The following is a 13,372-nucleotide window of genomic DNA, read 5'->3' as shown; positions in this document are numbered from 1 at the left end:
TCACGCCTCGGCGGTGCGCGCGACCACCACCGCCGAGTCGGCGCTGGAGAATCCGCTCACGGCGCTCGTGCGCGCCACCCGAAGAAGCGTCTCAGGCTCGTATCCGACGATCTCGGTCAGCGCGACGCCGACGCCGACGACGGGGAGACCGACGCCGGAAAGCTGACCGAGGGCGTCGAAACTGCCGCGGTACAGCGTCATGGCCTCCCGGCGGGCGGTGCTCGGTGAGGACGCGGTCGTGACCAGGGCGATGCCGCCCTCGCCGTCCTCCCCCATCACCGAGAACAGAGGCGCGTGACTGCGGACCGCCTCGCGCCACACCACGATCGCCTCGCGGCGCGCGTCTTCACCGAAGGCGGTGGCGATGTGTGCCAGGTCGTCGAGTCTGACCTCGATCACCGCGAGCGCCACGCCCCGGGCTTCGGCCGTGGCCGTCAGCGAATCCAGGGCGGCGCGAAGACGCTTCTCGGTGAGGATCCCCGTCACGGCATCCTCTGCTCCGGCCAGCGCACGCTGGTGACGCAGTTCCGCCCGTCCTGCGCGGAGCACGGAGGTCACGACCACGGCGACGATCATCAGCAGGACCGTCAGCATCCCCACGACGACGCTGCCGAACCAGGTCTGGAAGAACGGGTCGTCGGGGCCGATCAGGAGGAACGCGAGGAGACGGAAGGAGAAGTAGACGGCTTCGATGGCGAACACGGCGCCGAGCACCCACGCCGTCCGCATGCCGCCGAGCGAACCGCGGAAGCACTCGATCCCCGCCGCACCGGCCACGACGACGAGAGCGGCGAACGTCCACGCCGCTCCCGCCCAGTCATCGAGGCTCGGCTGTTCGAGCACCGTGGCGACGGCGGTGACCGCGCTGAGCACGGCGATCATGCCGATGGCAAGACCGTTTCGTCGACCGTTGTAGAGGCGGCAGCCGATCCACATCGCGCCGGTTCCGGCTACGAACGCGGAGTTGCCCGCGACGACCGCCCAGAAGGCGGTGGGATCGGCGGCCCAGGCGAGGTAGAGCAGGGAGGTCAGGATGGCGCCGAGGAATCCCAGCGCCCACGCCCGCCCGGCAGCCTCATCGCGACGAAGCACGGTCTCGAGGAGGAACACGGTGCCCGCGACGAAGACGACGAGGGCGGTCATCACCGCTGACGTCACCAGATCGAGATCCGCGAGCATCAGGCCTCCCCTCCTCCGCCTGGACGGGTCGCGGGGAGGGTGACGGTGAATGTCGAGCCCACGCCGAGCACGCTGCTCACCGTGATGTCGCCGCCGTGCCCGCGGACGATGTCACGACTGATCGCGAGACCGAGACCCGTTCCCGACACGGGTGAGGAGCGCACCGCGACACCGCGGTAATAGCGCTGGAAGAGTGCCTCGACGTCCTCCTCCGTCATGCCCACGCCGCTGTCCTCGATGACGATCGCGGTCCATCGCCCCGTCGTCGCCGATTGCAAGGACACCCGTCCCCCCTCGCGGTTGTACTTGACGGCGTTGGAGAGCAGGTTGTCGATCACCTGGGCGAGCCGACGCGGGTCGACATAGGCGTGCGCCGGACGCAGCCGGGTCGTGTCGATGGTGACGCCGCGCTCGCCCGCGCGGAGCACGAGCGATTCGACGGCCGCTCGGATGACCTCGGAGACCTCCACGACCTCCGGCTGCATGACGAGCTCGACGCGGTCGTCGGCAGCCGCCGATGCCGTCAGGACGTCGGAGACGAGCTCGAGCAGCTGTTCGGCGTTCCGGTCGGCGATCTGGAGGTTCGATCGGATCCGGGACGGTGTCTCGGGGTCGTCGATGGCGAGCTCGATGTAGCCGAGGATCGACGTCAGTGGGGTCCGCAGCTCGTGCGACACCGACGAGATCACCTCGTCCCGCGCCCGTGCGGCGAGCATCTCGACGGTGACATCGCGGGAGACGACGACCGCGCCGGCATCCCGACCGTCGGAATCGCGCAACCGTCGGGCGGTGAAGCTCAACGCCCGCTGCAGGCCGCCCGGCGTGCCGAACCACACGCGCTCGTCCTGGAAGACCGCGCCGCGGCGCGCGCGCTCGAGCGGGAGCTCTTCGCGCGGCAGGCGGGTCGTGCGATCCGTGCGGTAGGCCTCGAGCTGATCCTCCGCCTCGACGTCAGCGAGCACCTGCTGCAGCCGCGCATGGGCGTCATTGGTCACCGTGATCGCGCCGGTCTCGTCGATGCGGATGACGCCGAAGTCGACGGCGTCGAGCACCTCGGTCACGAGCTGCTCCTGACGCCGGGCCCGCTCGGCCGACTGCCGCAGCAGCGCGGCCTGCTTGTCCAGCAACATCCGCTGTGCCGCCGCCCGCCGCGCGGCGAGGAAGGAGGTCAGCCCGACGGCGATGAGGACGACGGGCAGGAGGATGGTGCTCAGCACCGCCCCGTTCGGCGGCCCGATGGCCACGGTTATCCAGTAGGTCACGCTGGCCGTGACCACCCCCGAGATGAGGCCCGCGATCCCGAAGCCGGTCGCCAGCCACATCACCGGGAAGATGAAGAGCAATCCCGTCCCGAGGGCGGGGGCGGCACTGCGGATGACGCCGACCGCGACGATGTCGGCCAACGGGATCGCCATCAGCCACCACGAGGACATGCGGTCCCACGGCACCACGAGCGCGAGTCCGGTGAGGATGAAGATCCCGATCACCCCGGCGAAGAAGACCGGCATGCTCCCCACGACATCCGTCGCCAGCACGGCGATCGCGACCGCCAGGACGAGCGCCCCGAGGAGGAGCTGGGTGAGAGCGGGCGAATGCCCGCGCGCGCGATCGGCGAGGACGAGATCGATCCAGCGGCGCGTGTCGGGGGCGGCGGAGGGAACGGATGCGGTGGGGGTGACGTCCATGCGACTACGACCGCCCTGCCGACGGATCTGCGTCTTCCCGCGCGTACCCCGCGACGAGCTCCTGCTCGCGGGCGAATCCGGGGAGGAAGACCGCCACGACCACCGCACCGACGACGATCGCGACGGCACCGATCAGATAGGCGGAGAACGCGCCGTCGAGCAGGGACTGCGTCGCCCCCTGGGTGATCTGGGTGGCGTACTGCGGATACTGCTCGGCGACCCGCAGCGCCGAGGCGTACGAGGCCTGCAGCGCCTGCGTCACCTCGGCACTCACCGACTGCGCCTCGGCCGACGCGGCGATCTGACGGGCGAACGAGGCCGCGAAGCCGGCTGCGAGAACCGCCCCGAGGAGGGCCTGCATGATCGAGCCGCCCAGGTCGCGCTGCAGATCCGAGGTCGCTGACGCCATCCCGACACGTCTGACCGGCGTGCTCTCGGTGAGCGCACGCGAAGCCGGCGTCATCGCGAAGGCGGCACCGCTGCCGATGAAGAGGAAGCCGGCGCCGACGAGCACGTACGGCGTGGACTCCCCCCACAGCAGGGTGGTGAGGAAGCCCAGCAGGACGAGCGCGTACCCGGCCAGCATGGTCGCGCGCGACCCACGCGAGGTGAGCAGCCGCGCGGACAGCGGAGCGCACAGCAGCAGACCGACGGCGGCCGGCACCACCGCCAGCCCGGCTTCCAGGGTGCTGTACCCGAGGATGTTCTGGAGGAACTGCTGCCCGACGAACATGGCCCCCATCAGCGAGCCGAAGACGATCGTGCCACCGGTGGCCGGTACCCAGAACATGCGCCGTCGGGCGACCCTCAGTTCGTAGATCGGATGCCGCGCCGCCATCTGGCGCCAGGCGAACAGTGCCAGCAGCACCACCGCTGCGCCCAGCAGGATCAGCCCGAGCAGAGTCCGACCGGGCGCGAAGACCAGACTCACCCCGAGCACGAGCGCGGCGATCGCGAGGGTCGCGAGAACCCCTCCGAGGTGATCGACGGGGTCGTCGTTCTCCTTGACGTGCGAGGGCACGAAGAGCGCAACGAGGACGAAGGCGATCGCGGCGATGGGCGCCGCCAGCAGAAAGGCCGAGCCCCACCACCAGATCGTCAGCAGCAACCCTGCCAGCACGGAGCCGATCACCGCAGCCGTGGCGCTGACGCCCGACCAGAGGGCGATGGCCACGGTACGCCGGGGCCCCTGAGCCCACAGCGCGGTGATCAGCGACAGGGTGGTGGGAAAGGCCATGCCCGCTGCGACACCGGTGAAGATCCGCGCGGCGATGAGCATCTCCACCGTCGGGGAGAAGGCGGAGAGGAAGCTTGCGACGACGGTGAGAGCGAGGCCGAGCAGAAGCAGCTGTTTGCGTCCGTAGCGGTCGGCCAGAGCCCCGAGGTACAGCACCGACATCGCAAGCCCCAGCCCGCACCCGACGGCGACGAGATTCAGCGCGGTCTGGGTGGCGCCGAAGGCGTCGCCGACGTCGGGAAGGGCGACGTTGGCGGCGGCGAGGTTGATGTTGCACACCAGCGCGGCCAGGATCAGGGCCGTCAGGACCACGGGCGCCCGGGGCGGGACCGTGCCGAGGTCTGTGTCGCCCGCGCGCGTCTGAGTCACGCGCTCACTTTATCGAGGCGCGAGACCTGCGGTGCGCAGCACCACAGCAGCGGTGACCGCGGCAGCGGTGCACATCGCCGCGAGCGCAGCGATGAAGGCCGTCCAGCCGGGCCCGGCGTAGACGAAGCCGAGGCACCAGCCGAACAGGCTCGACCCGCCGTAGTAGGCGAGATAGTACAGCGAGGACGCCTGCGCCCGGGTATCGGCCGAAGCGGCCACGGGGGCCCAGCCCGACGCCACGGCGTGGGCCGCGAAGAACCCCGCGGTGAAGACGAGGAGACCGAGGAGGACGACCGCGGTCGTGGGAGCCAGCAGCGCAACCAGCCCCACGAGCATCGCCGAGATGCCGCCGAGGAGGACCGGGAGCCGGCCGTGACGCACGGCGAGCGCACCGGCCCAGGGAGATGAGACCGTCCCGGCGAGGTAGGAGAGGAACAGCAGGGTCGCCAGCCACCCGGGCAGGGAGAACGGTGGCTGCGCGAGGTGGAAACCGAGGTAGTTGAACACTGCGACGAACGCTCCCATGAGGAGGAATCCCTGCGCGTCGATCGCGAGCTGGGCCGGGGTTCGCATGACAGCGGAGAGCCGCTCGCCGAGCCGGCGCTCCGGCCGATGGCGGTGGGCGATGAAGCCCCGCGCGCGCGGGACGAGCCAGAGGAAGACCACGGCCGAGGCCGCGCACAGGATCGCCACCGCCCACATTCCGGCCCGCCATTCGACGAGGTCGGCGACGGGGCCCGACACCAGCCGTCCCGAGAGCCCGCCGACGGTCGTACCGGCGATGTAGCTTCCCGCCGCGGACGCCGTGTGGCGCGCGTCGACCTCCTCGCTCAGATAGGCCAGGGCGATGGCGGGGATCGCTCCCAGCGCCACACCCTCGGCGAGTCGGATGCCGAGGAACACGCCCATGTCGTCGGCCAGTGGCGCCAGCAGCCCGAGGACCGTGGCAGCGCAGATCCCGACGGTCATGGCCGGCACGCGACCGAAGCGGTCGGCGACGATGGACCACGGGATGACGGCGGCGGCCAGACCGAGCGTCGTCACCGACACCGCGAGGGAGGCGGTCGGAGGCGACACGTCGAGGTCGGCGGAGATGAGCGGCAGCACCGCCTGAGGCGAGTACAGCTGCGCGAAGGTGGCGATCCCGGCGAAGAACAGGGCGACGAGGAGACGCCGGTACGCGCGGCTCCCCGGCAGGTGCCCGGTCGCGTCGCTCATCGGTCCGACGCTACGCGGTTCATCCCGTCACGTTCGTCCGCACACGGCACAGGGCCGGAACCCGTGACGGGTTCCGGCCCTGTGCGCGGATGGTGCGAGCTCAGCGACCAGAGAGCTTCTCACGAAGCGCAGCGAGCGCCTCGTCGTCGGCCAGCGTCCCGCCGCCCGACGTGTCGGACGAGAACGAGGACGAACCCGTCGACTCGACCGCGGGCGCGTTCGCCTCGGCCTCGAGGGCCTTGACGACGGCGGCCTTGTGGGCCTCCCAGCGCGCCTGTGCGGCGGCGTAGTCCTGCTCCCAGGCCTCGCGCTGCTCGTCGAAGCCTTCCTTCCACTGGTTGGTCTCCGGGTCGAAGCCCTCGGGGTACTTGTACTCCCCGTTCTCGTCGTACTCGGTGACCATGCCGTAGAGGGCCGGGTCGAACTCGGTGCCGTAGGGGTCGACCGACTCGTTGGCCTGCTTCAGCGACAGCGAGATGCGGCGACGCTCGAGGTCGATGTCGATGATCTTGACGAAGACCTCTTCGCCGACCGACACGACCTGCTCGGCGAGCTCGACGTGCTTGCCCGAGAGCTCGGAGATGTGCACGAGACCCTCGATGCCGTCCGCGACGCGGACGAACGCACCGAACGGCACGAGCTTGGTGACCTTGCCCGGCGCGATCTGACCGATCGCGTGGGTGCGGGCGAAGACCTGCCACGGGTCCTCCTGCGTCGCCTTCAGCGACAGGGAGACGCGCTCGCGGTCGAGGTCGACCTCGAGGATCTCGACGGTGACTTCCTGGCCCACCTCGACGACCTCGGAGGCGTGCTCGATGTGCTTCCACGACAGCTCGGAGACGTGCACGAGGCCGTCCACGCCGCCGAGGTCGACGAAGGCACCGAAGTTGACGATCGACGAGACCGTTCCCTTGCGGACCTGGCCCTTGTGCAGGTTGTTGAGGAACGTGGTGCGCGACTCGGACTGGGTCTGCTCGAGCAGAGCACGACGCGAGAGCACGACGTTGTTGCGGTTCTTGTCGAGCTCGAGGATCTTCGCCTCGATCTCCTGACCCAGGTACGGGGTGAGGTCGCGGACGCGGCGCAGCTCGATGAGCGAAGCGGGGAGGAATCCGCGCAGGCCGATGTCGACGATGAGGCCACCCTTGACGACCTCGATCACCTGGCCGGTGACCACGCCGTCGGTCTCCTTGATCTTCTCCACGTCACCCCAGGCGCGCTCGTACTGTGCGCGCTTCTTGGACAGGATCAGGCGCCCTTCCTTGTCCTCCTTCTGGAGGACGAGCGCCTCGACGTGGTCGCCGACGTTGACGACCTCGTTGGGGTCGACGTCGTGCTTGATCGAAAGCTCGCGCGAGGGGATGACACCCTCGGTCTTGTAGCCGACGTCGAGGAGGACCTCGTCGCGGTCGATCTTCACGACGGTGCCTTCGATGAGGTCTCCGTCGTTGAAGAACTTCAGGGTCTTTTCGACCGCGGCCAGGAAGTCCTCGGCAGATCCGATGTCGTTGATCGCGACCTGCTTGGTGGCCGGGGCGGTCGTTGCGGTAGTCATGTAGTGGGTTGTCCTTGGTGGTGTGGTGTTCGGGCCTCGGCTGCCTGGTCCGCACGCGAAAGCGGTCGGATCCGGCCCCGAGGCGGAGCGGATTGTGGTCGTACGGCGTCACATGTGGCGCACCGGCCCACACGTCATCCCGAGATCGAAACCGGGCATGGTGGAACCGTCACACGCGTGACACTTCAGGTTATCAGAGAGCGTCAGCCCGCGGAGACCTCGACGGTGAACTCCAACGGCTGGATCCCGCCGTCCTGATTCGTCATCGTGACCGTCGTCGTGCCCTCGGCGAGCGCACGCACCCCCGGGTTGAAGGTGGCGCTGCCGTCATCCCTCCCCTGGACGAATTCCGCCACGGCGGGATCGGCGACCTCGCCCTCGTAACTGTCGATCGCGAGGTCACCGGTGTCGATGTCGAGCACCTGACCGACGACGAGCTCGACCGTGGCCCCCTGCAGATCGTTGGCCGACTCGGTGACGGGGGCGATCACCGACGTGCTCCCGGGATTCGCCGCGCCGGGTGCACAGGCGCTGAGCGAAAGGGCGAATGCCGCCGTGGAGAGGACGGCCAGGACGAGCTTCGGGCTGCGCATGAACTCACCATGGCAGGAGAGGGCGCGGAAAGGGAAGGATGCGGCGGCGCAGGGATGCGCGACGACGACACCGCGTGTTCGCTTCAGACCAGGAGACGCCCCAGGAGACGGGTCAGCAGACCCTGCTCCTCGCGCGACAGGCCCGCGAGCTCCTCGGCCTCCCGGCGGACCAGCTCCGTCATCGCGGCGTCGACGCGCTCGGTGCCCTCGGGACTCAGGCGCACGAGCACGCCCCGACCGTCGCGCGGGTTGGGCCGCCGCTCGACGAGGCCGCGCGCGGCGAGCTTCTCCAGACGGTTGGTCATCGCCGCGCTTCCGATCATGGTGGATTCGATCAGCTGGGCAGGGCTCAGTTCGTGAGGATCCTCTGCGCGACGGAGAGCGGCCAGCACATCGAACTCCCACACCGACAGGCCTGCGCTGAAGAAGGCCTCGGCGCGCAGGCGGGCGAGTCGGAGCGCGACGCGCCGCAGTCGCGACATGACATCGAGCGGAGTGAGATCGACGTCGGGGAGCCGACGGGACCACGCGTCGATCAGCAGATCGACGTCGTCATCCCTCTCCCGGGCCTCCCCGCTCATACTTCGACCGTAGCGGACGCCACGAGGGGTGAGCTGCGTCCCGCGGCGCTACCGCGCGTCGGATGCGGCGACGAAGGCCTCGGCGATCGGCTGCTCTCCCCCGCCGAATCGCAGTGTCCGCCGGACCGTCGCGGGCTCGACCAGCGCTGCCGCGACGGCGGCGGCGACGTCTGCGCGCGGCACCGCACCGCGGCCGTCCGGATCGATGGTGATTCGTCCCGTGCCGGGTTCGTCCAGGAGCGCCCCCGGTCCGAGCACTGTCCACTCCAGACCGGTGCCGCGCAGATGATCGTCGGCGGCGAGCTTGGCGTCGGCATAGGGAAAGAAGTCGTCGTCCTCGGGCACGCCGTGATCGGCCTTCGATCCCAGCCACGACACCATCACGTAGCGCTCGACACCGGCCTGGCCCGCGGCGTCCATCGAGCGGATCGCCGCATCGCGGTCCACCGCATACGTACGCGCGGCGTCACCGCCGCCGGCGCCCGCCGACCAGACGATCGCGTCGTGGCCCGCCACCAGCTCGGCGAGCGCCTCGGTGTCGAGCTGCTCGATGTCGGCCACGCGGGGCGTCGCACCCGTGCCCTCGACCTCGTCGACGTGAGCGGGATTCCGGATGACCGCGGTCACCTCGTCGCCACGCGAGACCAGCAGCGGCGCCAGGAGCATCGCAACCTTGCCGTGTCCACCGAAAACCAGCACCCGAGACATCCGCTCTCCTTCTTTCGACGAACCCTCAGCCCATCGGGCGGCGTCGGCGCTGTCAACCCCGCCCGACGTGGCTAGCGTTGAGGTATGCGACTGACCTCGGCGATCCGCGCCCCGCGTCGCGCGCCTCTGCTGCAGGTGGCCAAATCGGCGATCGCGACCGTGGCCGCCTGGCTCGTCGCCGGCTGGCTGATCCAGGGTCCTCCCCCGGTGTTCGCCGCGATCGCCGCGCTTCTCGTGGTGCAGCCGAGCCTCAACCAGTCGTTCGCGAAGGCGATCGAACGCAGCGTCGGCGTCATCGTGGGTGTGGCCATCGCCTCGGGGCTCGGGATGGTGTTCGGCGACGCCACCTGGGTGGTCCTGGTCGCCATCATCGTCGCCCTGATCGTGCCGTGGGCGGCTCGCGTGACCGCGGGGACGGCGAACCAGGTCGCCATCAGCGCGGTGCTCGTGCTCGCCCTGGGCGCCACCACCCCCGATTACGCCGTCGACCGCATCCTCGAGACCATCATCGGCGCGATCATCGGCATGGTGGTGCACATCGTGATGGTGCCGCCGGTCGCCGTGACTCCCGCACACGAGGCCGTCGACCGGGTCGGGGAGGAACTCGCTCGATCCCTCGAACGCCTCGCCGATGCGCTCACCACCCAGCAGACGCGTCCGCAGATCGAAGAGCTCATGCTCACCGTTCGGCTGCTGCGACCGATGGTGGTCGACGCCGATGAGGCCATCGCGACGGCGCGCGACTCGCTCTCCCTCAATCCGCGGGCCCGGCGGTATCGACGCGAGCTCGGCGAGGTCGAGCAGCTCCTCGCCCTCTTCGGTCCCATCGTGACCCAGACGATCGGGATGACGCGTGCGGTCTACGACCACTACGACGCCAGCCTTGCCACCGAGCCCGCTGTCCTCGCGATCGCCGATCAGCTGCGTCGCGCGGCGCACGACATCCGCCTGGATCTGCGCCGCGCGCCCCGGTCGGGTGGCGCGGAGCCGACGGCGACGATCCCGGCGCTCACGGCGCCCCTGCAACTGACCGCACCATCGGCGACGAACTGGATCGTCGTGGGCTCGTTGATGGAGGACCTGCGCCGGATCCACGATCAGCTCAGCGAAGGCAATCCGTGACGAGGGCCGAATGAGGGGTGTCGCCCGTCCTCGGGGCTGGTAGCGTGCGGGGGCACCGCGGTGACGCACCACAGCCACGACGGAGGACGACAGTGACCCAGAACGCCCCCGCCCCTTCGGCTACGGTCCGGCCCCGGGAGCAGTGGACCGGCCAGGTCGGCTTCATCCTCTCGGCCATCGGATCGGCGGTCGGCCTCGGCAACATCTGGCGTTTCCCGGGGGTCGCCTATGAGAACGGCGGTGGGGCGTTCCTCATCCCCTATCTGGTCGCGCTCCTGACCGCGGGCATACCGATCCTGTTCCTCGATTACGCCCTCGGGCACCGGTTCCGGGGTGCTGCGCCCACCGCGTTCCGGCGGATCGGCCGATCGATCGGCCGTTTCACCGAGTCGCTCGGATGGTTCCAGGTGGCGATCGCCTTCGTCATCGGCCTCTACTACACGGCCGTGATCGCCTGGGCGCTGAGCTACTTCGTCTTCTCCTTCGACCTGCGCTGGGGCGACGATCCGGCGACCTTCTTCCAGGCCGACTACCTGCAGGTCGGCGACCCCGGGTTGAGCCTGGAGTTCGTGCCGGGCGTGCTCATCCCCCTTGCACTGGTGTGGATCGCCGCGATCCTCGTGCTCGCCGCGGGAGTGGCCAAGGGCCTGCAGCGGGCGAACGTGATCTTCCTCCCCCTCCTCGTCGCGGCCTTCCTGGTCCTCGTCATCCGCGCCCTCTTCCTCGACGGCGCAGCCGACGGGCTGAACGCCCTGTTCACCCCGAACTGGGCGGCCCTGGGCGATCCGAACGTGTGGATCGCGGCGTACAGCCAGATCTTCTTCTCGCTGTCGATCGCGTTCGGCATCATGATCACCTACGCCTCCTACCGGCGTCGACGGTCGAATCTGACCTCGCCCGGCCTGGTCGTGGCGTTCGCGAACTCGTCGTTCGAGATCCTCGCCGGCATCGGCGTCTTCGCCACGCTGGGGTTCTTCGCCTTCCAGCAGGGCATCCAGGTCGCCGAACTCGAGGGCCTGACCGGGGTGGGGCTGTCGTTCATCACCTTCCCCGCGATCGTGTCGCAGATGCCCGGCGGCCCGCTGTTCGGATGCCTGTTCTTCGGCTCCCTCACCCTCGCCGGCTTCACGTCGCTGATCTCGGTCCTGCAGGTCGTCTCGGCGGCGTTCCAGGAGAAATTCCGCCTGACACCGCGGGTGGCGGCCACCGCCGTGGGTTCGGTCTCGGCGGTGCTGTCGATCCTGCTCTTCTCCACCACCACCGGCCTGTTGGCCCTCGACGTCACGGATCAGTACGCCAACAATGTGGGGATCGTCGCCTCGGCGGTGCTCACCACGATCGTGGTGATCTGGGTGCTGCGCGGCGGCCCCGAACTCCGCTACCACCTCAACGCGGTGTCGACGTTCCAGGTCGGGCGCGTGTGGGTGCTGCTCGTAGGCGTGCTGGCTCCGATCGTGTTGGCCTACATGCTGATCCAGCGCATCGTCGTGCTGATCGTGGAAGGATACGGCGGTCTTCCCGAGTGGTACCTGCTGGTGTTCGGCTGGGGAACGATCGGGTTCATCGTGGTCGCTGCGATCGTCATGTCGGCGCTGAAGTGGCGCGACTCGCCGGATGACTTCCGCGCGTGGCCGTCGTTCCCGCCCGAAGGCCACGCGGCGAATCGGAAGGAGCACGCGAAATGACCGGTCTCGCCATCACGTTCCTTATCCTGTCGATCATCATCGTCTGGGGCGGGCTGGCCGTCAGCATCCTCTTCCTTCGCTCGCGCCCCGAGCCCACCGAGTACCCCCCGGGTGGGACGGATGATCACCGCGAAGACATCGGTCCGGCCGAACGCGACACCTGAAGCCGGTTGCGTACGCGCCGCGCCGTCCGGACGACGCTCCGCGCAGGAACGCCGACGACGAGCGCCCATCGCCCGGCCGGTGAACGATCCATCTCACCGAGCACGGACTTGCGCTCCCAGGCCAGACGCAGGCGCCCCCCTCGTCCCGCCGGCAGCGCGGGGTCGGCCAGCAGTCCCTGTCGCCGGAACCCCACCAACCGCTCGACGGCCGCGATCCAGTCATCCTCTTCCGGGTCGTGCAGGTAGTTCTCCTGCAACCACGACGTCGACGGAAGCCGGAATCGGCCCGCGAGCAGATCGTCCTCGCCCCCGAGCAGGCCGCTGCCCTCGAAGACCACGTTGATGAGCGCGGGCGAGACGCCGAACGTGTCCAGCGCCAGAACCGGGATGCCGCGGGCGATGGCCTCGATCGCCGCGGTCGAGCTGACCGTGACCAGCCCGGCGGCCTGATCGAGGGCCGCCTGCATCGGCGCCGTCGACAGGACGAGGTTCTCCGGTGGCTCACCGAGCGAACGCAGGAGCTCGGGAAACGCGTCGCGCTCGAGGTGGGTCTGGTGCTCCCCCTCTGCGGCGCGGAGCTTGATCACGACGCGCCGTGAGTTGTCTGCCGACGCCAGTCTTCGAAGCATCACGGCCAGCCTCAGGCGGTCGTCCCGGTCGCTCGGCACGATCGCCTGGGCGGCGAAGACGATGTCGGTCGCCCCGCGGGCATGCCCGTGACCACCCGCCCGCGCGGCCGCCGCCGCGAACGGCAGGGTGGCCAGGGCGAAGCGGTGGCGAAGTCCGGTGGTCACCGACAGCGCTGCGAACTCCGTCCGCTCGCGCCGGGAGTGCACGACGAACAGATCGGCGCCCTGCCGGTAGAACAGAGCCTTCCGGGTGACGGGGACCGAGATGCCCGGAAGCCCCGTCACCACGACCGGTCGCCCCGGAAGGGTGGCGAGGAGACGCACGAGAACCCGGGCCAGTGGGCCGCGCGCCCCGATGATGACGACATCCGGCGGGTCGTCGGCAACGCTCTCCCGCAGCTGCGCAAGCGTCAGCCGGACGACGGCGTCGGCGGGCAAGCCGCTCGTCGTCAGGGCGGCGCGCAGCTGGTCGTCCGAGACCGCCAGCGGCGTGTCGAGGATTCGCATCGAGCGGTCCCAGGTGGCCGGAGCATTCCCCACGAGCGCCGCCGCCCACTTCACGTACGAATCGGTGTCGGCGATGCCGACGACCCGGATCCTCCGCGGTCGCGCTGACCCATCGGCGGACCCTCTCATGTGAGAGAACC

At 69.7% G+C, this 13,372-nt stretch carries 12 protein-coding genes; 3 read left to right on the top strand and 9 right to left on the bottom strand.

The genetic code is table 11. The annotated features are described in order from the left end of the window. The 8 genes from DT073_RS08875 to DT073_RS08840 all read right to left on the bottom strand — a co-directional run bounded on the left by DT073_RS08875 (position 1) and on the right by DT073_RS08840 (position 9,125). Entirely contained in the window at positions 1–1,179 is a 1,179-nt protein-coding gene (locus tag DT073_RS08875; RefSeq protein ID WP_124293063.1) for a hypothetical protein, read from the bottom strand. After that, positions 1,179–2,864: a sensor histidine kinase gene (locus DT073_RS08870; protein ID WP_124293062.1), complete on the bottom strand. Its 1,686-nt coding sequence runs from the start codon at positions 2,862–2,864 to the stop codon at positions 1,179–1,181. The genes DT073_RS08875 and DT073_RS08870 overlap by 1 nt, the downstream gene beginning before the upstream one ends. A 4-nt stretch (positions 2,865–2,868) precedes the next feature. Continuing rightward, a complete protein-coding gene (locus tag DT073_RS08865) occupies positions 2,869–4,470 on the bottom strand; it encodes an MFS transporter (protein WP_124293061.1) in 1,602 nt (533 codons plus the stop codon). Positions 4,471–4,479: 9 nt separating this feature from the next. After that, positions 4,480–5,688: an MFS transporter gene (locus DT073_RS08860; protein ID WP_124293060.1), complete on the bottom strand. Its 1,209-nt coding sequence runs from the start codon at positions 5,686–5,688 to the stop codon at positions 4,480–4,482. Between the two features lie 100 nt (positions 5,689–5,788). Beyond that, a complete protein-coding gene (gene rpsA / locus DT073_RS08855) occupies positions 5,789–7,243 on the bottom strand; it encodes a 30S ribosomal protein S1 (RefSeq protein ID WP_124293059.1) in 1,455 nt (484 codons plus the stop codon). 203 nt (positions 7,244–7,446) lie between these two features. Next, a complete protein-coding gene (locus tag DT073_RS08850; protein ID WP_124293058.1) occupies positions 7,447–7,836 on the bottom strand; it encodes a hypothetical protein in 390 nt (129 codons plus the stop codon). A gap of 83 nt (positions 7,837–7,919) precedes the next feature. After that, a complete protein-coding gene (locus tag DT073_RS08845; RefSeq protein WP_124293057.1) occupies positions 7,920–8,417 on the bottom strand; it encodes a MarR family winged helix-turn-helix transcriptional regulator in 498 nt (165 codons plus the stop codon). A gap of 48 nt (positions 8,418–8,465) precedes the next feature. Beyond that, the gene (locus tag DT073_RS08840; protein ID WP_124293056.1) at positions 8,466–9,125 is read right to left on the bottom strand and encodes an SDR family oxidoreductase; all 660 of its coding nucleotides are present in this window, start codon (positions 9,123–9,125) and stop codon (positions 8,466–8,468) included. An 84-nt stretch (positions 9,126–9,209) separates the two neighbouring features. On the opposite strand from DT073_RS08840, the gene DT073_RS08835 reads away from it, so the two are divergent. The 3 genes from DT073_RS08835 (at position 9,210) to DT073_RS08825 (ending at position 12,096) form a co-directional block, all read left to right on the top strand. Beyond that, positions 9,210–10,247, top strand: coding sequence for an FUSC family protein (locus DT073_RS08835; protein WP_124293055.1), 1,038 nt, complete (start codon positions 9,210–9,212; stop codon positions 10,245–10,247). Positions 10,248–10,339: 92 nt separating this feature from the next. After that, entirely contained in the window at positions 10,340–11,932 is a 1,593-nt protein-coding gene (locus tag DT073_RS08830; protein WP_124293054.1) for a sodium-dependent transporter, read from the top strand. Then, positions 11,929–12,096 carry a methionine/alanine import family NSS transporter small subunit gene (locus tag DT073_RS08825; protein ID WP_124293053.1) on the top strand — a complete coding sequence of 56 codons (168 nt, stop codon included), beginning with the start codon at positions 11,929–11,931 and terminating at the stop codon, positions 12,094–12,096. The genes DT073_RS08830 and DT073_RS08825 overlap by 4 nt, the downstream gene beginning before the upstream one ends. On the opposite strand, the gene DT073_RS08820 is transcribed toward DT073_RS08825, so the two are convergent. Next, positions 12,057–13,361, bottom strand: a complete 1,305-nt coding sequence (locus DT073_RS08820) for a DUF6716 putative glycosyltransferase (RefSeq protein WP_124293052.1) — start codon at positions 13,359–13,361, stop codon at positions 12,057–12,059. The two genes, DT073_RS08825 and DT073_RS08820, sit on opposite strands and share 40 nt — an antisense overlap. Positions 13,362–13,372: the final 11 nt, after the last annotated feature.

The sequence above is a fragment of the Microbacterium sp. ABRD28 genome, from assembly GCF_003850245.1.
Lineage (GTDB): Bacteria > Actinomycetota > Actinomycetes > Actinomycetales > Microbacteriaceae > Microbacterium.
Note: the sequence above shows the minus strand (reverse complement) of the source record. Positions and strands in the feature narration are given on the sequence as shown.